At 54.7% G+C, this 21,840-nt stretch carries 18 protein-coding genes; 9 read left to right on the top strand and 9 right to left on the bottom strand.

The annotated features are described in order from the left end of the window. Positions 1-2 precede the first annotated feature (2 nt). The 8 genes from PSTEL_RS18360 (at position 3) to PSTEL_RS18395 (ending at position 9,936) form a co-directional block, all read left to right on the top strand. A complete protein-coding gene (locus PSTEL_RS18360; protein WP_038697543.1) occupies positions 3-872 on the top strand; it encodes a carbohydrate ABC transporter permease in 870 nt (289 codons plus the stop codon). 59 nt (positions 873-931) lie between these two features. Continuing rightward, positions 932-2,551 (top strand): type 2 periplasmic-binding domain-containing protein, encoded by a 1,620-nt coding sequence (locus PSTEL_RS18365; protein ID WP_038697545.1) that lies wholly within the window; start codon positions 932-934, stop codon positions 2,549-2,551. Between the two features lie 99 nt (positions 2,552-2,650). Beyond that, positions 2,651-4,459, top strand: a complete 1,809-nt coding sequence (locus tag PSTEL_RS18370; protein ID WP_038697547.1) for an NHL repeat-containing protein — start codon at positions 2,651-2,653, stop codon at positions 4,457-4,459. Between the two features lie 5 nt (positions 4,460-4,464). Continuing rightward, a complete protein-coding gene (locus tag PSTEL_RS18375) occupies positions 4,465-5,706 on the top strand; it encodes a DegT/DnrJ/EryC1/StrS family aminotransferase (protein ID WP_038697549.1) in 1,242 nt (413 codons plus the stop codon). Next, complete coding sequence (locus PSTEL_RS18380; RefSeq protein ID WP_038697551.1) at positions 5,707-6,633, top strand: Gfo/Idh/MocA family protein; 927 nt, start codon at positions 5,707-5,709, stop codon at positions 6,631-6,633. 39 nt (positions 6,634-6,672) lie between these two features. Continuing rightward, positions 6,673-8,016 carry a DegT/DnrJ/EryC1/StrS family aminotransferase gene (locus PSTEL_RS18385; protein WP_038697553.1) on the top strand — a complete coding sequence of 448 codons (1,344 nt, stop codon included), beginning with the start codon at positions 6,673-6,675 and terminating at the stop codon, positions 8,014-8,016. Continuing rightward, positions 8,013-9,077 carry a Gfo/Idh/MocA family protein gene (locus PSTEL_RS18390; RefSeq protein WP_052098669.1) on the top strand — a complete coding sequence of 355 codons (1,065 nt, stop codon included), beginning with the start codon at positions 8,013-8,015 and terminating at the stop codon, positions 9,075-9,077. The genes PSTEL_RS18385 and PSTEL_RS18390 overlap by 4 nt, the downstream gene beginning before the upstream one ends. Next, positions 9,067-9,936: a sugar phosphate isomerase/epimerase family protein gene (locus PSTEL_RS18395; protein WP_084065169.1), complete on the top strand. Its 870-nt coding sequence runs from the start codon at positions 9,067-9,069 to the stop codon at positions 9,934-9,936. Before PSTEL_RS18390 ends, PSTEL_RS18395 begins: the two co-directional genes overlap by 11 nt. A 181-nt stretch (positions 9,937-10,117) precedes the next feature. Here the strand turns inward: PSTEL_RS18395 and PSTEL_RS18400 are convergent, their stop codons facing one another. The 3 genes from PSTEL_RS18400 to PSTEL_RS18410 all read right to left on the bottom strand — a co-directional run bounded on the left by PSTEL_RS18400 (position 10,118) and on the right by PSTEL_RS18410 (position 13,640). Further along, positions 10,118-11,185 carry a dihydrodipicolinate synthase family protein gene (locus tag PSTEL_RS18400; RefSeq protein ID WP_038697555.1) on the bottom strand — a complete coding sequence of 356 codons (1,068 nt, stop codon included), beginning with the start codon at positions 11,183-11,185 and terminating at the stop codon, positions 10,118-10,120. Further along, on the bottom strand, positions 11,185-12,201 hold the full coding sequence (locus PSTEL_RS18405; RefSeq protein ID WP_038697556.1) for an NAD-dependent epimerase/dehydratase family protein: 1,017 nt from the start codon (positions 12,199-12,201) through the stop codon (positions 11,185-11,187). The genes PSTEL_RS18400 and PSTEL_RS18405 overlap by 1 nt, the downstream gene beginning before the upstream one ends. A 122-nt stretch (positions 12,202-12,323) precedes the next feature. Further along, positions 12,324-13,640: a hypothetical protein gene (locus PSTEL_RS18410; RefSeq protein ID WP_038697559.1), complete on the bottom strand. Its 1,317-nt coding sequence runs from the start codon at positions 13,638-13,640 to the stop codon at positions 12,324-12,326. A gap of 204 nt (positions 13,641-13,844) precedes the next feature. Here PSTEL_RS18410 and PSTEL_RS18415 point away from each other — a divergent pair, with 204 nt between their 5' ends. Continuing rightward, the gene (locus PSTEL_RS18415; protein WP_245624984.1) at positions 13,845-14,732 is read left to right on the top strand and encodes a helix-turn-helix domain-containing protein; all 888 of its coding nucleotides are present in this window, start codon (positions 13,845-13,847) and stop codon (positions 14,730-14,732) included. On the opposite strand, the gene PSTEL_RS18420 is transcribed toward PSTEL_RS18415, so the two are convergent. The 6 genes from PSTEL_RS18420 to PSTEL_RS18445 form a co-directional block, all read right to left on the bottom strand. Beyond that, positions 14,729-16,654 (bottom strand): beta-N-acetylhexosaminidase, encoded by a 1,926-nt coding sequence (locus PSTEL_RS18420; protein WP_038697561.1) that lies wholly within the window; start codon positions 16,652-16,654, stop codon positions 14,729-14,731. The two genes, PSTEL_RS18415 and PSTEL_RS18420, sit on opposite strands and share 4 nt — an antisense overlap. A 305-nt stretch (positions 16,655-16,959) precedes the next feature. Next, positions 16,960-17,721, bottom strand: coding sequence for an ABC transporter permease (locus tag PSTEL_RS18425; protein WP_038697563.1), 762 nt, complete (start codon positions 17,719-17,721; stop codon positions 16,960-16,962). Next, the gene (locus PSTEL_RS18430; RefSeq protein WP_052098671.1) at positions 17,718-18,467 is read right to left on the bottom strand and encodes an ABC transporter ATP-binding protein; all 750 of its coding nucleotides are present in this window, start codon (positions 18,465-18,467) and stop codon (positions 17,718-17,720) included. Before PSTEL_RS18430 ends, PSTEL_RS18425 begins: the two co-directional genes overlap by 4 nt. A 155-nt stretch (positions 18,468-18,622) precedes the next feature. After that, positions 18,623-19,441 carry an undecaprenyl-diphosphate phosphatase gene (locus PSTEL_RS18435; protein ID WP_038697565.1) on the bottom strand — a complete coding sequence of 273 codons (819 nt, stop codon included), beginning with the start codon at positions 19,439-19,441 and terminating at the stop codon, positions 18,623-18,625. Positions 19,442-19,444: 3 nt separating this feature from the next. Continuing rightward, positions 19,445-20,662: an MFS transporter gene (locus PSTEL_RS18440; RefSeq protein WP_052098673.1), complete on the bottom strand. Its 1,218-nt coding sequence runs from the start codon at positions 20,660-20,662 to the stop codon at positions 19,445-19,447. After that, positions 20,652-21,830, bottom strand: coding sequence for an MGDG synthase family glycosyltransferase (locus PSTEL_RS18445; protein ID WP_084065171.1), 1,179 nt, complete (start codon positions 21,828-21,830; stop codon positions 20,652-20,654). The genes PSTEL_RS18440 and PSTEL_RS18445 overlap by 11 nt, the downstream gene beginning before the upstream one ends. Between the last annotated feature and the right edge of the window lie 10 nt (positions 21,831-21,840).

Consider the following 21,840-nt stretch of genomic DNA (forward strand, 5'->3'; position numbering starts at 1 on the left):
CCATGCATTATAAATCCAGAGCCGACAAATGGTTCAACGCCTTCAACTATCTTTTGCTAAGTATCGTATGCCTGTGTATGATCTTTCCGCTGCTGTACATTTTCTCGGTATCCTTCTCGACCATGCAGGACTTTGTGCAAAAGGATATTATTCTGTGGCCCTCCAAATGGGATCTTGGCGCATACCGCTACATCTTCAGCACCGAAACATTCGGACGGGCCATGCTCGTCAGTGCCTGTCTCACCGTTGTCATCACCTGTGTCAATCTGCTCATGACGAGCACAATGGCTTTTGCCACAACCTTCCGGTTCACCGGCTCCAAGCTGATTCTCCGTATGATCGTGTTCACGCTATTGTTCTCTCCTGGCTTGATTCCCAGCTATTTGATGGTACGCAATCTCGGGTTAATCAATTCCTACTGGTCACTGATACTTCCCGGTATGATCAGCACCTTCAACCTCATCGTCATCCGGCAATTTTTCCAGGGTCTGCCCAAGGAGATTTTCGAAGCGGCGAATATTGACGGAGCCAATGAACTGCAAATTTTCCGCAAAATCGCCCTGCCGCTGTCCAAACCGGCCCTTGCCGCCTTCGCCCTGTTCTATGCGGTGGATGCCTGGAACGCGTACTTCAACGTCATCCTGTACATGAATGACACCACCAAATGGACGATCCAGGTCGTCCTTCGCCAGATCGTCATCGTCGCACCGCCGGACAACAATTTGTTATCCAGCTTGCTGCGGGAACCGCCTCCAGCGCAGACCGTTCAAATGGCAGCTGTTCTGATAGCTACACTTCCGATTCTCATCATCTATCCGTTTCTGCAGAAGCATTTTGCCAAAGGGGTGATGCTCGGCTCAGTGAAAGGATAAGCGGTTGAAGCTCGCAGACAATCCAGACTCAACATTTATTACGGAGGGGATCTATTACTATGGAAAAGCTTAACAAAACGGTTCTGAGTTCACTTACCCTGATTGCGTTATTGACAACAGCGGCATGTTCATCCTCAAATAATGGAAATACTTCCCCTGCCGGCAATAATTCCGCCTCTTCGGCAGCACCTTCTGACGGATCTGACAAGAAGTACACGATCTCGATGATGGATATGACCTATGGCAAAATCCCCCCGAGTGACGGGGCCGGCGTCAAGATGATCAATGAGAAATTTAATGTCGATTACAAGACGACCATCGTGCCTTATGACGGCTACCTGGAGAAGATGTCCGCCACCATAGCCGGGGGCGATATGCCGGATATTCTAGGAATCGAGGAATATGTAGCAGCCGGGTCCCTCCAGAAGTGGGCTGACCAGGGCGCCTTCCTGAAGCTGAATGATTATATCGACAAATACCCGACTCTCAAAATGGTACCCGCCGAAGTCTGGGGGGCTGTGACGAACAAGGATGGCTCGATCTGGGGGATTCCCCGCTACTATCCGAATACGGCTGCCCAGAACTTTGCAATCCGCCAGGACTGGCTCGATAAGCTCGGACTCAAGATGCCGACGAGCTACGACGAATTGGCAAAAGTTGCGCTGGCCTTCACCAAAGACGATCCCGACGGAAACGGCAAAGACGATACTTACGGCCTCGTGATGAGCGGTGGAGGCTATCCGAACTATGCGATGGGCGCCTATTGGGACTTGAACTCCTGGTACCATAAGGATGCGGACGGCAACTTTATCCCAGGTTATATCGGTGAAGGCCGCAAGGAAGCCGTTAAAGTATTCGCCGATTTGTACAAGCAAGGGGCGATTACGAAGGGCTTCGGTGCCAATACGAGCTTCGAGCAAGGCCAGGCCGACTTCTATAATGGCAAGGCAGGCATCTATATTACCGGCATCCGCGGTCTGGATGAGAATCTGGCGAACTCCCTGCTGTCGGTCAACCCGAATGCCAAGCTCTCCGCCATTCCGCCGTTCGTTGCACCGGACGGCTCCCAGGGCTTTATGGCCCAGAAGGGATACTACCGGATCACCGTACTTAACGCCAAGCTGGCCGGTGACGAAGGCAAGATCGACCGCATTCTCTCCATGATCGACTACGGGCGCACCTTTGTTCCGATTGATCAGCAGACACCGGATAATGAAATTTTTGATTTCCGTAACGGCAAGAACGGTGTTGGCTACACCTACGAGAACGGAGTTGCCACCCTCTCCCAGCCGGATCAAGGGCTGATGCCTGCCAGCTATCTTCCAGATGCTGTGATGTGGGCTCCAAGCGTACTTGACAACAAATATTCCGAGCTCCAGACTAATCCACTCTACAAACCGCTTGTCAAAGAGCTTGAACAGCAATATCAGGATTTCGAGCAATATGCTGACCCTAGCAATTCCGGCTTCTCCGCAACACTGAATAGCGGTAAGGGCACGGATGCAATGAATAAAGTGACCGATACGCAAGTGAAAATGATCATGGGCGATACCCCTCTCTCCGATTGGGACAAGATGGTGGATGAATTCATGAAGAGCGGCGGGTCCGACATTATCAAAGAAATGAATGACAGCCTGAAAGGCAAGGAATTGATCGGCTATAAGAACATGAGCAAGTAATCCGGGCGAAACTTATTTTCAACCGCTGCAATGGACCGCAACCCAAGGCCCCATACGGCCTTGGGTTGTTCTTATTTTTTAATGAAAGGCGGGCTTGTTGTGAATCAGCAGCTGTACAGCCATGCGGGGAAGCCCTGCCGCAATTTTAATATCCTCGCGACGGAAGTGCTCATTGACCCTGTCGATGGCAGAGAGAAATTCGTGCTCTCCAACTACGCGATGGGAGAAACCGGCAGCCTCATCCTGATCGACACCATAACGGGTCAGGGAGAGAACCTCCCGCTTCCCGTTGGACCGGGAGCCTGGGGGCTGGTCAACTGGCATCATGAGAAGCTGGTTGTGGGGACCTGTGTCGATCATGCCTATTTGCATGTGCTTGATTTGCGCACACGGCAATGGGCGCCGGTATTGATATCCGAAGGAGAATCTTACTTCTGGGGGATGACGCTCGGCTCGGACGGGAAGGTGTACGGGGGGACCTATCCGGGCTGCTCATTGATGCAGTATGATCCGCAGACCCATACGCTCCTGAACTTGGGCAAGGTATCTGACAACGTGAGCAATCAGTACAGCCGTCCGGTCTGGGGAGAAGCGGCCGGTTATATTTTGATGAATTACGGCTTTGACACGAACGGAATGAAGGCATACCGGATCAGCGACGGCCAGTTTATCGAATTCGGCTCACCGGGAGAGCAGATTAAATGGGTTACCGGCAAATTGGTATGCACGGAGCAAGAAAATGGAAATGGGCTGGCCTATTACGATGCGGCTGCGCTGCAACCGGTAGACGGCGGCGCTGTCACGGAGAGGGACATCCCCCTGCTGACGCTCACCTTGACCGGCGGGCAGTCTGTTCCTATCAGGCATTTAGGCGGCAATCGCGCAGCCGGGGTGAAAGGGCAAGAGTATTTCATCGCGGATTTACCGCCGGATTCCGCTTCATACGCCGAGCCTATGGAGGTGGACTTGAAGCGCATCCCCGTTGAGGCGCCTGCTACAGCCATCTTCACGCTGCAATCGGACGGCAAGGAGCTGCTGTGGGGCGCAAGCGGATTCGGTCAGACCGTCTTCAGCTTCAATCCCTCCACCGGCGCCTACTGGAATTCACCTTCTGTATGCAACGCCGGCGGCGAGGTGTACGGATTGCAGTTCATTGATAACCGCCTGTTCATGAGCGCCTATGTCGGCGGGGATCATGTGCTGTACGATCCTTCCAGGCCTTGGGAGCAACTCCACAACGTCAATCCCCGTACTCTCCGATCCGTCGCCCCGGAGCTGATCCGTCCCGAAGGAAGAAGTGTACTGGGGCCCGATGGAGCATTCTGGACCGGCTGGTCTGCGCAGTACGGCGTGTATGGCGGCGGCCTTTCACGGGTCGATCCGGCAACGCTTGAAGTCGAGATTTGGTATGATCCCGTCCCGGGACAGCAGGTTTCCGGTCTGGCCGCCGATGAGAAATATTTGTATTTCACTACGAATGGAGGCGCAAGCGGCCTTCCTACCCGGAAGGTGCAGAGTCGGTTCATCGTCTGGGAGCCCGGGAAGGGCATCGTTCTGGAATCGCTTTTTGAAGAAGAGCAAGAAGCCGGCAATGCCATTGCCGCGCTGGGCGGCAAGGTCGTCTGCTGCGCCGGGGATGCGATTCATATTTTTGACCGCAGACAAGGGGAATTTGTAGCTGCTGTTCCGGTCGGACAGAGCTGCCAATGGCTGGTGGCGCTGGATGAGCGTACAGCCGGCGCCTTTTGCGGTGAAGAGTATTGGGAAATCGATATGGAGACAGGCAGCGGACATCAGGTAATCCGTACTCCGGGTTATGTCCGGGCCTCGGCCCTGCATGACGGCAAGCTTTATTTTGCAGCAGGGTCTGACTTATACGTATTGAATCGAACATATTTGGAGGGATAAACACAGTGAACAAGCTAGCGATCCATGGCGGACCAAAGACCAAGACAACCCCTTTCGGAAGCGGCAACCGGTTCGGAGAGGCAGAGCTTATGGAACTTAAAGAAGCGCTGGAGCAGGGAACCCTGTTCTATCATTACGGCGAGAAGGTCAAACAATTCCTTCATAAATTCAATGAGATGTACGGCGTGAAATACAGTGTCGCCACTTCGTCAGGCACCGCCGCCATTCATGTCGCGCTGGGCGCGGCAGGCGTCACAGCCGGAGACGAGGTAATTACCAGCCCCATCACCGATCAGGGGACCGTCATCGGCATTCTGTATCAGAATGCGATTCCCGTATTTGCGGATGTTCTGCCCGATACGTACAATCTCGACCCGGCATCAATTGAAGCGCGCATCACGGAACGAACGAAGGCCATCGTCGTCGTCCATCTGGCCGGCAGCCCTTGCGACATGGACGCCATTATGGCGATCGCCCGCAAACATGAGCTGAAGGTGATCGAGGATTGCGCGCAAAGCTACCTGTGCTATTACAAAGGTAAATTGACCGGCACTATTGGAGATTACGGCTGCTTCAGCACGAATGATTTCAAGCATATCTCCACCGGAGACGGAGGAATGGTGACCGTTAATTCAGGGCGGGAGGATGATTATGCCGTCACCCACGCTTTTGCGGACAAAAATTATCAGCGCTTCGATCATGTCGTAAGCCGGGATATCCATCATATCGCGCCCAACTACCGGATGACCGAGCTTCAGGGAGCTGTTGGGATTGCCCAGCTGGACAAGCTGACCTGGATTTGCGATATGCGGGAAAAGTACGGTACGAGGCTGATTGAAGGTCTTTCCGGAATTGCCGGTGTTTATCCTCCGAAAATTACGGAGGGCGGAACAAGCTCCTTCTGGTTCTTTCTGTTTCGTCTGGATACGGAGAAATTGACAGGCTCCGTAGATGATTTTGTGGCTGCGCTGAATGCGGAAGGCATCTCCTGTGTGCGCGGGTATATTCCGCAGCCCGTGTACCTCCAGCCTCTGTTCCAGACGAAGGAGGCCTATCCAGGCACGAATTACCCCTTCACGCTGTCCGAGGTTTCTTACGAGAAAGGCATTTGCCCACAGGCTGAAGAGGTGCTGCAGACCTCTGTCCGCATTGGAATCAGCGAGTTCTATACTCCGGGCGATATCGAGGAAATTATTGAAGCTATCGCCAAGGTTGCCGCTCACATGATCAAAGGCGGGCTGAGCTAAATGAGTGCAAAGCCGCTGAAGCTTGGTGTCATCGGACTGGATACGTCTCATGTGACCGCATTTGCCGAAATTCTGAATGATCCGGGTCATCCGCATCATATCCCCGGCGCAACCATTCAGGTCGCCTATCCCGGCAAGCCTTCTCCCGATTTCGCACTTAGCTGCGACAGAATTGAAGGTTATACCGAGGAATTGGTGAGCAATTACCACATCCGGCTTGCCGACTCTGAGGAAGCCGTTGCCGAGGAATGCGACGCTATTCTGCTGGAATCGGTGGACGGGAGAGTCCATCCGGAGCAGTTCAAGCGGATTGTTCCATATGGCAAGCCGGTCTTCATCGACAAGCCGTTCGCCTTAAGCTCGCGGGAAGCCAGAGAGATGCTGGATGCGGCAGAGCGGTTCCGCGTTCCGTGGATGAGCTGCTCCTCCCTTCGTTACGGAGAGGCGTTATCCGAACAGCTTCGAAGCATGGAATCCGAGTCGATAATCGGCGCCGATTGTCACGGGCCCATGGCGATTGAGCCTACGCAGCCGGGGCTGTTCTGGTACGGAATCCATGCTGTAGAAATGCTGTACAAGGTGCTGGGACGAGGCTGTGTGAGCGTCAGCGCGGCCAAGAGCGAGGATTATGATCAGATTACAGCGATCTGGGATGACGGACGAATGGGCACAATTCGCGGCAACCGCAAAGGCAATAACAAATTCGGCGTCCTGCTGCACGGCGATCAGACTACCCGTTATGCCAACATGAGCGATCATCACAAGCCCTTCTACGCTTCGATGCTGGAACAGATTGTCCGGATGTTCCATACCGGCATCGTCGATATCGATCCTGAAGAGACGCTGGAAATCATCCGTTTTATCGAATCTGCCAACCTCAGCCGTGAAACCGGAAGAACTATTCGGCTGCAGGCTCCACATGAATAGTGAACATTCATCACATCACCTATGGAGGTTAAGCTCATCATGACGACCAATAACAAGTCGCAGCTGGCACTGCTCGGAGGGCCCAAAGCCGTAACCGAGCATCCCGGCGACTTATTTACATGGCCCATCATCACGAAGGAAGATGAAGAAGCGGCGCTGGAGGTATTGCGGAGAGGCGCCATGTCCGGAACCGATGTAACGAAGCAATTCGAGGCGGATTTCAGAGAGTGGCTGCAGGTTGAGTATGCGCTTGGATTCAATAACGGTACGGCTTCGCTGCAAGCGGCCATGTACGGCTGCGGTGTCGGGATCGGCGATGAAGTGATCTGCCCGAGCATCACTTATTGGGCTTCCGGCGTCCCGGCTTATTCGCTCGGTGCGACACTTGTCTTCGCCGATATCGATCACGTCACCCTATGTCTTGACCCGAAAGACATCGAGCACCGGATTAGCGAACGAACCAAAGCGATTGTCGTCGTCCACTATTTCGGCTATCCCGCCGATATGGACCCGATCATGGACATTGCAAATAAGTATAATCTGAAAGTTATTGAAGATGTCTCCCATGCCCATGGCGGCATCTATAAGGGCCGTCCGCTCGGAACGATCGGACATGCAGGCGCAATGTCCATGATGGCGGGCAAATCACTCGCCGTCGGTGAAGCGGGCATGCTGGTCACCAGTGACGGGAACATCTATGAAAGAGCCATTGCATTCGGACATTACGAACGTTTTAATGAAGAAATCCGTTCGGACGCGCTGCGCCCTTTCATGGGTCTGCCCCTCGGCGGTCAGAAATACAGGATGCACCAGCTCAGCTCGGCGGTAGGCCGGGTACAACTGCGGCATTACGAAGCCCGATTGGCGGAAATCCGCCGGGCTATGAACTGCTTCTGGGATCTGCTCGAAGGGATTCCTGGGCTTAAAGCCCACCGGACAGAGAAGGAATCGGACAGCTTGATGGGCGGCTGGTACGCAGCGCATGGACACTATGTTCCGGAGGAGCTTGGCGGGCTGTCGGTGTACCGGTTCTGCGAAGCGGTAAGGGCCGAAGGCGTTGGCGATTGCTCCCCCGGCTGCAATCTTCCACTGCATACCCATCGCCTGTTTCAGGATGCCGATGTATATGGCCATGGACGACCGACGCGAATCGCCCATTCCTCCACCGACATCCGTGAGCAGGATACCGGCCTGAGTGTCAGCGAAGGAATAGCCGCCAGAGTATACAGCATCCCCTGGTTCAAGCACTATAACCCGGAGAGCATCGAACAATATGCGCTGGCTTTCCGGAAGGTCGCAGCGAACTATAAAGATTTGCTCGAAGACGATCCCGGCAATCCGCCTGCTATGGGTGGCTGGAACATGTTCAAGGCGCACACATGAGAGATTGGGGATTCGGCATTATTGGCTGCGGAAGCATCGCGGGCTTCCATCGCGCGGCCATTCATTCGCTGGACAACGCCCGTTTGGTCGGTGTAGCAAGCCGGTCGGGAGCGCGGGCCAAGGCTTTTGCCCTGGAATCCGGGCACTGTGAATGCTGGAGCGATTACCAGCAGCTTCTCGAACATCCCGGGATCGATATTGTCTGTGTCACTACGGAGAGCGGGTCGCATTTCCAGGTCGGCCAGCAGGTGCTTCTCGCAGGCAAGCATGCCATCATCGAGAAGCCCTTGGCTATGAAGGCCGAGGAAGCGAGGCGGCTCACCGGACTTGCGGCGGATCGCGGGCTGAGTCTGTCCGTCGTCTCACAGCGCAGGTTCGAGCCGCAAGTGGCTGCGGTTAAGCGGACGGTCGATGCCGGGAAATTAGGCAGGCTGCTGTATATTGAAGCCGGAACGCCGTACTATCGGACACAGCAATATTACGATCAGTCGGAATGGAGAGGAACCCTCGACATGGATGGCGGGGTGCTGATGAATCAAGGCATCCATCAGATCGATCTGATGCTCTGGATGGCAGGGCCTGTCAGCAGCGTGTATGGGCAAGTCGCCACCCTTTCGCACCGGATGGAAGCCGAGGATACGGGCACAGCCATCGTCCGGTTTGTCAACGGAGCGATTGGAACGGTTATGGCTTCCACGAGCATGAAGCCCGGATTTCCGCCATACCTTCATCTCTTCGGGGAGAAAGGGAGCGTCAAACTGCGTGGATCGTCCATCGTGCAGTGGTCGGTCGAAGGTGAGCCGAGTCCGAGTCCAGTATTCGAAGGCAGCTTAGAGACAGACGGGTCCTCCAATCCGCTGGATATCTCGCCAATGCACCATAAGCGGCAGTTCGAAGCTCTGCTGCAAGCCTTGGATCAAGGAAATGATCCTCCGGTAAGCGGCGGTGAAGGAGCATTGGCTGTTGAACTCATCGAAGCCATTTACGCTTCCTACGCTTCCGGCAAGGAAATTGCCCTGTTATCCACTTCATACACGCGAGGTGACACTCATGCAGACTAAGCAGAAGCTGCTCGACCGGCTGGGGATTCTGACAGATGAGGTTTCCCCATATTTAATAGAAGCTTTGGATTGGATTGCCGCTAATGAACTACGTCATGTCGAGCTTCGCTCTGTGCAGGGGATGAACATATTAAACTTCAGCAGCGCGGAAATCGCAGACATGCTGAAAGAAATCGAGTCACGGGGTTTGTTCGTGTCCGCCCTGGCCTCGCCGGTCTTTAAGTGTCCATTGAGTCCGGACAGGACCACAATACAGGGCGATCAGTTCGGTCAGCTGGAGCATCATGATGTAGCCGGGCATTTCCGGCTGCTGCACAGGGCCTTGGATGCAGCGGACATCCTCCGCACCCGATATATCCGGATCTTCTCCTTCTGGAGAGAAGATGACCCGGAATCATACGCCGAAGAAATCGCCGGACGCTTGTACGCAGCGGCTGAAATCGCATACTCGCGGGGAGCCATTCTACTGCTGGAGAATGAGCCCAGCTGCAACGGAGGCTCCGCGGAGGAAATCGGACGGCTGGCGGCATTGGCCGATCATCCTGCGCTGAAGCTGCTGTGGGACCCGGGCAACGAGGCATTCCTCGGTCGCCCGGCTTACCCCGATGGCTATAACAGCGTGAAACCCTATATCGCCCACGTTCATCTGAAGGACGCCATTTATCATCCGGATTCCGGTGGGCAATGTGTGCCAATCGGCCGGGGCAGTGTTGATTACGCACAGCAATTGGCCGCTCTTATGAAGGATGGGTATACAGGATTGTTCACCATCGAGACGCATTACCGTCCGCTCAATGGAAGCACAGCGGATGGCAGCGCCATGTCATTAAATGGACTGCGTCAGCTGCTACAGCACTAATTGCCATTCCGGCGCTCACCAAGAAGAAGCTGTCTTCAAGCAGATTCCTGCTGAGAGACAGCTTCTTCTTTCTTCAAATTATAACCGGGCGGGGTCCGTATATCCGTATATCCGTATATCCGTATATCCGCTGCCATTCTACGCATGCCCTATATGACCGAAACAGAATCCGGACCTATTTCTACTCCAGCCATTCTTCAAGATGCGCCGCAACGAAATCATCATCGTGAAGATGCGGATACTGGCGATACACCCGATCGATTTCCTCCGCCTGTCCTGCGGACAGCTTCTCATCCGGATTCAGGCACCAAGTCCCTTTCAATAACCCCTGACGTCTCAGCACCTCATGAATGCCTGGTATGCAGCCTTCGAAATGATGCGCCGGATCAAAAAAAGCCGCATTGGAATCCGTCACTTGTATGCTGCGCGTCAACCATTCCCTGGAGAACGATTCTCCGCCCCGTATCCCTTTGATTTCTTCCAGCAGCTCTACAGCTTTTCTCGTCCAGACCGCCCAATGACCGAGCAGCCCGCCGACAACGGATTTCTCAACAAGCCTGCCGTCCACTTCGAACCGGTAAGTCGTCAGCAGATCCGCAATGATGTTATCATCATTCCCCGTATAGAGCGCAATTTCATCGCACCGGCTGGAATGGCATACGGCCCGCGCCACGTCAAGCGTCTGATAGCGGTTGAATGGAGCCATCTTGATAGCAATAACACCAGGAATCTCCGCAAAGCTGCGCCAAAATTCATAGCTGAAGATCCGGCCCCCGACCGAAGGCTGCAGATAAAAGCCGATAACCGGCATTTTCTCCGCTACCAGCTCCGTCCGTTTGAGAATTTCCTGCTCGCTCCAGCCTGACAGCCCTCCCATGCTGAGCAGAGCCGCATCATAGCCAAGCTTGCCCGCAGTCTCGGTCTCGTTCAGCGCTTGTTCGGTAGGTCCGCAAATACCGGCGACTTTGATAAAAGGACGTGCAAGACCGGCCCGCTCCACCTCCTCGGATGCGAGCCGCAGCACCGTTTCGTAGAGGTTATGCGCCTTGTCGCGAATTTCGAATTGGGTGGAATGGACACCGACCGCCACACCTCCGGCGCCGGAGGCGATATAATAGCGGGTCAGCGCCCGCTGATGCCGTTCATCCAGCTTGCGGTGCTCGTCCAGGGCCAGCGGATGAGCCGGAATAACAAGCCCTTGATGCAGAGCATTCAGCAGTTCGGCGGATAATGCCTTGTAGGCTTTCATCAGAATTTCCCCTTCCGTTCCTGAAAATGTGTCGGCTTGTTCAGAACTTCCCCGCCGCTCTTGACCCATTCCGCAGTCCAGTTGATCATTTCCAGCAGCGATACAGACGGATACCCGAACCGCTGATGCGACTTGGCCGCATTATTCAATAGTGCGGTCTCGGACTCCTTGCCTTCGAACAATGCAGCTATGTCAAAGCGCTTGGCAAATTCAGAGGCCGCCCACCGGATGGACACGGTTTCGGGTCCGGTCACATTCATCAGGTTCGGCGGACTCGTACACTCTGCCAGGCAGCGCAGCGCAATAGCATTCGCATCCCCTTGCCAGATGACATTGACAAAGCCCATGGTCAGGTCTATCGGACGTCCCTCATAGACGGCGCGGGCCAGCTCCAGCAGGACGCCGTAGCGCATATCAATCGCATAGTTCAACCGGTATATAGTCATCGGTGTCCCATTCTTATGGGAATGATATTCGAAAATACGCTCCCGTCCCAGACATGATTGAGCGTACTCGCCGATCGGCTCGGGTGTCACGGATTCATCCGCTCCTCCGCTGGAAACCGGTGTGAACGGATAGACATTACCTGACGAAAAGACCACAATTCGGGAGTTCTTATACTTCTCCGCAACTCTGCCCGGCAAATACGTATTCATCGCCCAGGTAAAATGCTCTCTCCCCGTCGTTCCAAACTTGTTCCCCGCCATGTAGATCACATTTTCCACATCCGGCAGACTCATCAATTCCTGATCATTCAGCAGATCGCAGGAAATTGTCTCAATTCCGGCAGCCTCCAGCTCCGCGCGGGCCTTCTCATTCGAGAATCGGGAAATCCCGATAATCCGTTTGGACAGTCCTCCCTTGAGGACCGCATTTCTCGCCAGCTTCGCCAGACTGGGCCCCATCTTGCCCCCAACGCCCAATATGGCGATATCTCCCGATACCTTGGCCAGTTCATGCACCAATTCATCTGATGGCTCCGCAAGCTTATCTTCCAATTCCTCCACAGTAATCAAACAGGTCACCCTCCCTAATGTCTTCCTGTTTCTATCATACTGAAAGTCATTATATAAAGACAGGTCTTTATATAGTCTTTAAATAAAGAAAAAAAACGGGGCTTCCCCCGTTCAAAGAATTCTCAAAGTGTTCGATCGACCAAAAAAGAGAACCGGAAAATTTGCCGGGGTCTGCCTTTCGGGACTTTTTCCATACCGGATATTTCAACAAGCCCGTTGTCTATCCATAGCAGGAGCAGCCGATGCGCGCTTCTGACCGTTATTTCGAGCAGAGCGGCCAAATCATGAACGGTGTACTCATATTTACCGTAGCGGGCCATTTGAGTGATCAGTCTGCTGAGATAGGCGCTCGTCATCCCGGCCTCCTCCGCCTCCCTCATGAGTTCAGCTTCAACAGGCGGCAGCACCTTCTCCATGGGGTCCGCCATTTCGAGCGGTCCAATCAGCGTCCGGTCTTCTCTGACGATGAAGCAGGTATTGCCGCCGGCCTCCTTGGACTTGCGAAGCGCGGCTCTGGCGTGTGTGCCGGCCTCATTCGCCGAAATTCCGAAGCCGATCCCGATGCTCAGGGATATACCATAGGATTTATTCGCTTCTTTTCCCAGAGGAATCATCTTGTATCCCCCGGTCTCCCGCTCGAAAATTCCCCGTGTCGTGAAGAAGAGATATTCATCTCCGCCGGTAGAGATTAAATAGCCGTCCAGCGACTCCACATACCCGAGGACCATTCGATGAATATCCAGCTTCAGCTTCTGCACCTCATGTTCACTGTTCCACTTCATAACCAGCCTGCCGAAATCATCGACATTGATGATGCCAACGACAATTTGCAGCTCCTTCCCCCGCCGCGATTCGGTGGACAGCAGGGCACGTTCGAGGGATACGATAATATCCTGATCGGAGGGCATCATCCACTCATTCGGAATCTGTAGCTCCGTCAGCCGCTGGGCCACCCGCTCTACTCCGGTCAGGGCCATGGAGAAATCGGCTTTCTCCGACTGCTCGCGATGAAAGGCAATCAGTTCCTCGGGCGACGAATAGGCAGGCCCGTTATATACAACCACCTGAAAGCGGTCCAGCTCCAGGTCGCGCAAAGTACGTGCTGCTATGGTTTGGGTTAACGTATCAACTGACAGCGTACCGCTCTGCTTCCCCAATGCCACCAGATGCAGGAGCGCCTTGAACAGCCCGGCGCCGGTAAGCGGGACATAATGGACGGGGATCGAGGCCGGCAGCACTTCTTTTACTTTCCAATGCGCCAGCGGACCCGATAACAGGATTACTTCAACTTCCTGACTCAGCTCCACAGCGCAGGCTGCGGCTTCCTCCTCATGGTTGACAATCCGTACAACGGGATCGAAGGTGGGAAAGGATTGAACCATCTTTATTATTTTTTCCGTTACCGCCCGCGTTCCAATGATTCCGATCTTGATTTGCATGTAAGGGTCTCATTCCTCCGGCCATCAGGCTTGAACTTCAGTATTGATTATATCGAGCCGTACCGGATGAATACAACCCGAAGTCCGATCATCACAGGGCCAGCCAAGCGGGATCAGTCCCGTCCCAATCGCATTATCGGTCACTTCGGTTTATACTCAAAAGGAAGGATACCCCTGCAGATTCCGCATTGAGGAGTGAATGTCTTGCATAAGCCGCTTGCATTGAAAGAACCGATGCCGATGCCCGATCCTTCATTTCCGGTGAAGCTCCATAAAGTCTCCAATTATGAGCATGGCCAGACGCTCTTCTCCCATCATTGGCATGAGCATCTCGAATTTCTATATATTGCATCGGGCAGCGCCACGATTGAATGCAGCGCCACGCAGCTGCACGCAGAGTCCGGGGATCTGGTCGTTGTGAACAGCAACGAGCTGCACTACGGAATCAGCACCGCCGATGATTTGTTCTATTATGTCATTATTGTTGACCTCTCCTTGCTCCAGAGCCACTTCGTCGACGCTATCGAGACGAAATTTATTACTCCCATTTCCCGCAATCTGATGCTGTTCGAGAACTTGATTACCGGCGATGCCGATATCAACAACTGCTTAATCTCTTTGGTCCGTGAACTGAATGAACGCAGTCTTGGCTACGAGCTGTCGATCAAATCGCATTTGTATGGGCTGCTTACTGTGCTGGTCCGCAAGTATGTAACACCTGCCACTGAGGCGGACGCATACCGCCACCGGCAGCAGGATTTGGAGCGATTTCATTTCGTATTTCAATATGTGGATGAGCATTACAATGAGAAAATAACAGTTGAACAACTGGCCGCCCTAGTCCCGCTTAGCCGTGTCCACTTCAGCAGGCTGTTCAAGCAGCTGACAAATAAGACGATAACCGAGTATATCAATCTCGTCCGGATTAACCGGTCGGAGGACCTGCTCCGCAGCACTGGAATGAACGTTTCCGAAATCGCTCTGGCGACAGGGTTCAGCGATGTCTACTATTTCAGCCGCATGTTCAAGCGATTGAAAAAAGTATCTCCCAAGGAGTGGAGGAACCTCGGCAGCTCTTCCTCGGCCCATTAGACCGGGTTGAACAGACAGTTCGCGCTGACGATCCGGTGATATACCCCTCTTCCCAATGTTCCGTTAGCGTATCCCCACTCCGAATCGAAGGGAAGCCGCTGTTCATCCAGCTCGGGCAGCGAAGCCACACTGCCGTCGAGATACTGATGCAGCCGGTCTGCTGCTGTCTGCAATCTGATCAGAAGCGCCCCGTACCGCATGTCGATGACCTCCCAGCCGAAAGGCTTGAAAGACTCGAACCATACCTTTTGATGCAGCCTGCGCAGTTTGTCCACCTGGAGTATCAGCCCAAGCATTTCCTGCTCCAGCCGCGCGAGTCCCTGTTTATCTCCGTAGTCATACCCCTTCTTCAACCGGTTCCCCAGATCGCACTTCGAGATAAGAACATCCGCCAGCATACGGTACCATTCGAACATGCTCCGGTACACCGGATTTCGCTCAGCCGCATGCTCCAAATCTTCAGTGAGCTGCCTATAGTGGTTCGCCAGCGGAAGCCCCTCAATATTGGCGTCATAGAGGCCGATCAGAGCATCCTGCCAGAGCAGAAACTTGGATGGATTGGATTCCTGGCCGTTGCCGGGCTCGATCCCCGGCGTCTCATCGAACCGGCCAAGAGACAGGAAATCCGCCGGTTCACCCTGCACGCAGAAGCGGAATCTCTCCTCCAGGCGGCGTTCATCCACCTGTTCCGCATAAGCGTGCTCCGCATATAGCAGCAGCCCGTACCATGCGGACATCCAGGGGGTTTCCGCCCCGTTGTCCCCCCACATCGTCGCGACGACCTCTCTCACGCCGAGCTTCTTGCACGCGAGGAGCGCGGGGTCGGTGACGGAGCGCATTTTTCCGGTATTGGGGGCAATCCCGTTCCAGGTCCACACGCCGCCGGCGAACAGAACCGGCCTCCCGATCTCCAGATGCTTGCGGATGAAGGTCTCGTACAAGCTCTGTTCCTTATGGTAATAGTCCCAGTAGACGAGGCTAAGTCCTTCCGGTATGCCTTCTTGGACCTCTTCGGGGATGACAGCGTCCGGATCATAGTAATCCCCGCTGCGCGAACCGAGCCGAAAGTACATATCGCTCCAGATCATCGGCGACAAACCGTTGGTCTCCGCGATCTCCACCACACGGTGCAAATGCTCGTTCATCAGCTCGAACCGGTTCCGGTAGCCGTGGTCCTTCAAATATTGGCCCAGCCCGAGCTGATGCGCCTCATCCATGCCGATATGGATGCGGCGGCTGCGAAAGGGAGCCGAGGCGGCCCGGATCATACTCCCGATAAAAGCGTATGTCTCCTCCCGGCCTGACAGCAAAATGTCCGAAGTGTCCCGCATTCCTGCGGCGTAGTTCCACTTCAATGCTTCGGTAAGATGCGCCAGCGTCTGGATGCACGGAACCACTTCGATGCCGAGCGCATAGGCCCAATCGTCGATCCGGCGAAGCTCCTGCTGCGTATAGCGTCCCCGCATGTAGCCGAAATAAGGATAGCTCTCAACCTCATACGTATCCTCTGTATACAGCATGAGCCGGTTCATCCCCATCAACGCCATCGTAACAATGGCTGCTTCAAGGGAGTCGGCAGTCGGCACAGCGTTGCGGGAAGCGTCCATCATTATCCCTACCGAATCGAAGCGCGGAGTCTCCCGGATCAAAAAAGGAAGCTGCTGCGGCTCCGAGCCCGCTCCTTCGCTGCGCATTCTCTCCACAAATAATCCGAATGCCCGGAAGCCGTGATGGGGCTTCTCATACCGGATTATCCCGCTGCTGCCGTTCCACTCTGCTTCAAGAGGCCCTTCCCGCAGCTCCCACACAAGGGGGATTGCCGCCTCCCTGGTTTCAACAAGCGCGATTCCGTCAAGCCGGCTTGCCAGACGGGGAAGCCCTGCCGCCAGCGAGGAGAAATCGCCCTGCAAGTAAATCCGCATCTTAGGACTCGCCTCCCTGTGCGATCGGGTCTACATCCTGGCAGCTAAACCTGCTGTCTACCCCTTGATAGCGGAATGTGCGATGTCCGAAGCGTCCCGGAAATTCCGGCTTCGTCCTTTCGGGTCCTATTAACGATGTGCGCATATGCTAATCAGCCTCCCTAATCTGAATGGTGGTCATGGCGTTTCAAGCCCGATCACCCCTTATTTTATAGCCGTCCCTTCCGGGCGGTCGATGGAGGCATGATTCCTCTTTTTGTACAATTGCAGCCTTCTGAACCCGCAACCGGCACCAGCCGAGCCCTCTACTTACCGTCTTTAAGAGGCTTAAGCCGCTGATCGGTGGTGAAGAAGAGCCGGTAAATGAGCATGCTGAGCAGAATGCTAGTAATCGCGGCGGAAGAGGTGAACGAGAAGACGATGAGAATTTGATAACGCACAGCGATAACCGGATTTGCTCCGGCGATAATCATCCCGGTCATCATGCCCGGAAGCTGCACAAGGCCCACGGTCTTCATCCCGTCGATCGTCGGGATCATGCTGAATTTCACCGCTCTTGTCCGGACGTCCTGCATCGCCTGCCGGGGCGTCGCGCCCAGCGACAGCAGCGTCTCGATCACCCCTGCGCTCCGCGCAATCTCATGCTTGACATGATTGATGAACAGCCCGGACACCACCATAGCGCTCCCGATGGTCATCCCGCTGATCGGAATGATATATTGGGGAGTCGGCTTGATGATATGCAGGCCCAGCATTAAGCCCATCATCAGCAGCTCGGAGGCGGCAATCGATACCGCGATTCTCCAGACCAGCCCCTTGAGTCCCCGCCCCCGTTTGGCTGCATTCCATGAGGCGACGCCAATCATAATGAAGATCACGATCAGAATATAGACGACATGCTCGGCATGAAAAATAAACTGCAGCACATATCCAACGGCCAGAAGCTGAACCGCCGCGCGGATCGTTCCGACCATAATATCTTTCTCCAGACCAAGCTTCTGCCAAATGGAGACGAGCATGGTTCCAATTACAAACAGCAGCGTGAAGCTGAGTGCGGTTAGCGTCATTGCGGCAGACTCCCTTCCGCAGGCTGAATATACTGCTTCGCCAGCATGTCGATCGGCACGCTGAAGAATGATTCGCCAGGATATTCATGAAGCCCGCCCCCGCTCATGACCCAGACTTTATCGCTGATCCTTTGGGCCTGCTCCAAATCATGGGTGACCCATATGTACGACCCGCCCTCTTCGCTGTGCCAGCCCGTCAGCAATTCTTCAACCCTGCGGGCGCTGTTCACATCGAGTGAGGCTGTGATTTCATCCAGCAGCAGAATACGGGGCTGAAGCAGCATCGTCCGGATCAGCGATATCCGCTGCTTCTCGCCGCCCGAGCAGTCGGATGCCTGCTTGCCGGGGTCCAGATAGTCCAGGCCAAGCTGTTCCATCAGCCGTGCGGCAAGCTCCTGATTATACAGTGTTCCGTGCAGAACGCTGACCGTCCGCAGATTGTCCTCGATGCTGCCGGGCAGCATCACCGCTTGCTGGGCGACATAAGCCGCCTCCATTCTCCACTGCCGGGGGTCCGTCTCGCGGGACGCTTTTCCATCCAGCCTCAGTTCGCCGTCATCCGGCGCATCCAGCAGAGCCATCAACCGCAGCAAGGTGCTCTTGCCTTGTCCTGACGCCCCAATCAGAGCAATCCGTTCGGGCCGGGTGATTTCGACCGTTATATTGGAGAACAGGCGCTTGGACGGCTGTCCCTCCTGATCACGGATCGATTTGGACACATTCCTCAGTTCAAATATGGGGTTCACTTCCACTCCTCCTGACTCCTTATTGCGCGTGCGTGACACTGGTACTTATTATACCAATTCGTCCCGTGGCGGGAATATTAAAGACCAACAAACCGAAGGAAGCTCCCTCGGTTTGTTCAGCTATTGGCTCTATATAGTTTGGGTTTCGGTTCCCCTTACTGGCTCAGCAGATAGACCAGGAATACCGCAGCAAGCACGAAGCGGTAATAAGCGAAAGGAGCAAGCTTGAGCCGTTCGAGCAGCTTCAGGAACGTGATGACAGCCAGGAACGCCACGACAAAGGCGACAATAAATCCGGTAAGGAAGAATCCGGCATCGGACGCGTTCAGCGTATGAATGCTTTTTAACAGCTCAAAGCCGCTAGCGGCGATCATCATCGGAATGGCGATCAGGAAGGAGAAGTTGGTCGCTGCGCTATAGCTCGCGCCTGACAGCAGTCCGCCGGCAATGGTCGCTCCGGAACGCGAGAAGCCCGGCCATAACGACAGGCATTGGAACAGGCCAATGGATACCGCTTGCTTATATGACAGCTGGTCGATCGTCGCCGCCTGTACAGCGGTCTGTTTCTTTTGCCCAAGCAGCATGAATCCCCCTCCCAGCACTAGTCCCGCAAGTACCGTATAAGGAGAGAACAAATACGTCTTGATTACGGAATGAAGGGCAAGGCCCAGCACCATCGCCGGAAGGCAGGCCAGTATGACATGAAGCAGATTCAGCTTCGGTTGTCCGCTCTGAACCGCTTCGCCGGTCTCAACTGTCTTCAGCCCCAGCAGGCCCAGTATGCGCCTCCAGTAAATGATCGCCACGGCCAAAATGGCACCCAGCTGAATGATGATTTCGAAGGTATCGGCTTTATCTCCCGTGAATCCAAGAAGCTGTCCGCTTAAGATCAGGTGCCCGGTCGAGGATACGGGCAGAAATTCGGTCAGCCCCTCCACGATGCCTTGAATGATAGCAATAAACGTATTGTGCATATTTTATCTAAGCTCCTTTCTGCTTGGTTGCATTACGGTGGGATGTGCCGGTCTGGAGTCGAGGGAAGGAGACATTAGATAGACAAGTCCGATCACTGCGAACAGGAACGCGCTGACCCGGAAAGGCAGCAGCCCGTCTCCATAGCTTGCCAGCCAGCCTCCAATAACCGGACCGATCACAACGCCAAGTCCTTCTACGGAAGACAATAGACCCCAGCTGACCCCCACTGCTTCTTCAGGAATATAACGCGCCATCAAAGCGTTCCATGCAGGCAGCAGGGCCGCATAGGCGCTGCCGAGCAGCAGGGATAATGCCGCGGCTCCCGTGAAGGTGCTGACAGAGGTCAGCGCGAACAAGGCCGCCGCGAACACTCCGAATCCCGACACCAGGAACCATCTTCCCCCGGTGTGGTCGAACCATTTGCCCATTGGAACGAGCAGCAGAACCGCGCCGCCCCCGCCGATCAGCAGCACGATTGACAGCTCGGAGTGGGACAGGCCGACATGCTGGACGGCAAAGCTTGTCAAGAGAGGCACCAGCATGCCGCCCGCCGTCGTCTGCAGCAGCATCCCGGGAAGCAGGAAGCCGCCTTTCTTCACTTTGCTCCACAAGGCGCCTAACTGCTCGCCCGCAGAGACCTTCACTCGCGATATCCGGCAGCGGTCCAGCTTCACAAGGACTGCCGTAATCCATCCCGCTGCGAGTACACCGGCAATGACGGTGAGCGACAGCGGAATACTTCGGCCGACGATCAGATTCATCGTGACCGGACCGAGACCGAGACCAGCCATCCAGAACATATAGAGCGTGCCCATTTGCTGCGCCCGGTTATCTTCCTTCACCTGGCTCATGCAAAGAATCCAAATCGGGGAAAAGCCTGCTCCCATTAGAGCGGCGGCGGCTATTAACAGCCAGGGGTTATGTGCAGTCAGCAGCAGGGCAAGACCGGTAAACCCGATGATAAATCCGCCGTGCAGCACGATCCGCCCCGGGAACCGGTCGAGCAAATAGCCAGCCAGCCCTTTGATGAGGCTGTCCGTCAAATAGTGGACGGACACCGCGATTCCCAAGGCGGAAGTGGAAAGCCCCAAACCCGTCATCGCATAAGCCGGCAAATACGAGACCAATACGGCCCCTCTGATCCATTCGGTCAAGAACAAAATAATGGCCAGTCCGGTAAATGCCTGCGATTGTCCTTCTTTCGTTCCGCTAATATCCATGAGCGGTCTTCGCCTGCCCTTCCTTGAATTCGGGTGACGTCTGGCGAGCAGGATGGTGCAGCTCCAGTGCTCGCAGCGCTTCGTCAACGATAAGATCCGAAGAGGCTTGGTCCGCGTACTCTCTCATCGCGCGCTTCCGCTCCTCGCGGTAGAAGGGCTGCTCCAGCCTGCGAATCATCGCAATGAGCTGGTCTTCGTCATTCGCCACATCGATCAGTTCCCGGCCTGCCAGCCATCTGGCATTGCCCGCCTCCTGGCCCGGCAGCGGACGATAGACGATAACGGGCAGAGATTTCGCCAGCGCTTCCGTCAGTGTAATTCCGCCCGCCTTCGTGAGGAGGCCATCGGAGATGCTCATCAGCTCATGCATTTTGTCGGTGTACCCCAGAAGATGTACCCGATCCTGCCCCTGAAATTTCTCTTCCATCGCTGCGCGCAGCTTATGGTTATTGCCACAGACTGCAATCAGGTCGTAATCGGTGTGGTTCAGGATGGACTGAATCAATCCTCCGATATTGGAGAGAACGCCGTAAGCGCCTGCCGCAATTAGAAAATAGCGCCGGCTGCTGTCCAGCCAGTGCTCATAAAGCGTTTCTTCGCGGTCCAGAAGCTGCGTGAAATGGCGCCGAATGGGAATCCCGCTGACCACAATGCTCTCACCTGGGACCCCCGCTGCCTGCAGAGCCTGTTTCATTGCCGAACTTGCGGTAAAATATGTGGTCGTATAAGGATGCAGCCATCTTCCATGCACGACATAATCCGTGAGAACTGTGAACACCGGCACCTGACCGCCTGCTTCCCTGCTGATCCCGGCGGCAGCCAAATACGGAAAGGTGTGAATGATGAGATCGGGACGAAGCTTATCAAGCAGCCTCCGCACTTTCATTTTTCCCAGAGAATGCAGCAGCTTCCCAAAGGCCCGATCCGGTTTCATCGTGCTTGTCGTTTCATAGATGAACCCGTACAACTCTTGCGCAAGGGGCGAGTTATTCAAGTAGAATCTTCGGGACAGCTCATTGAGCCGCGGAAAGACCTCTGCGAACAGATCGACAATATGAACCTGATTGATGCCTCTGGCTTCAAAAGCCTGTTTGATCGCTTCCGCCGCTTTGACATGTCCATCTCCGAACTTGGAAGTCACGATAAGCACTGTTGGTGTCCTATTCACAAGAAAGATC

The sequence above is a fragment of the Paenibacillus stellifer genome (genome assembly GCF_000758685.1).
Lineage (GTDB): Bacteria > Bacillota > Bacilli > Paenibacillales > Paenibacillaceae > Paenibacillus_AQ > Paenibacillus_AQ stellifer.

Coding starts and splice junctions, on each gene's coding strand:
- PSTEL_RS18440 (WP_052098673.1), bottom strand. CDS start 20,662: ATGGATATTAGCGGAACGAAAGAAGGACAATCGCAGGCATTTACCGGA.
- PSTEL_RS18395 (WP_084065169.1), top strand. CDS start 9,067: ATGCAGACTAAGCAGAAGCTGCTCGACCGGCTGGGGATTCTGACAGAT.
- PSTEL_RS18410 (WP_038697559.1), bottom strand. CDS start 13,640: ATGCAAATCAAGATCGGAATCATTGGAACGCGGGCGGTAACGGAAAAA.
- PSTEL_RS18435 (WP_038697565.1), bottom strand. CDS start 19,441: ATGCACAATACGTTTATTGCTATCATTCAAGGCATCGTGGAGGGGCTG.
- PSTEL_RS18420 (WP_038697561.1), bottom strand. CDS start 16,654: ATGCGGATTTACTTGCAGGGCGATTTCTCCTCGCTGGCGGCAGGGCTT.
- PSTEL_RS18385 (WP_038697553.1), top strand. CDS start 6,673: ATGACGACCAATAACAAGTCGCAGCTGGCACTGCTCGGAGGGCCCAAA.
- PSTEL_RS18380 (WP_038697551.1), top strand. CDS start 5,707: ATGAGTGCAAAGCCGCTGAAGCTTGGTGTCATCGGACTGGATACGTCT.
- PSTEL_RS18390 (WP_052098669.1), top strand. CDS start 8,013: ATGAGAGATTGGGGATTCGGCATTATTGGCTGCGGAAGCATCGCGGGC.
- PSTEL_RS18365 (WP_038697545.1), top strand. CDS start 932: ATGGAAAAGCTTAACAAAACGGTTCTGAGTTCACTTACCCTGATTGCG.
- PSTEL_RS18400 (WP_038697555.1), bottom strand. CDS start 11,185: ATGAAAGCCTACAAGGCATTATCCGCCGAACTGCTGAATGCTCTGCAT.
- PSTEL_RS18425 (WP_038697563.1), bottom strand. CDS start 17,721: ATGACGCTAACCGCACTCAGCTTCACGCTGCTGTTTGTAATTGGAACC.
- PSTEL_RS18360 (WP_038697543.1), top strand. CDS start 3: ATGCATTATAAATCCAGAGCCGACAAATGGTTCAACGCCTTCAACTAT.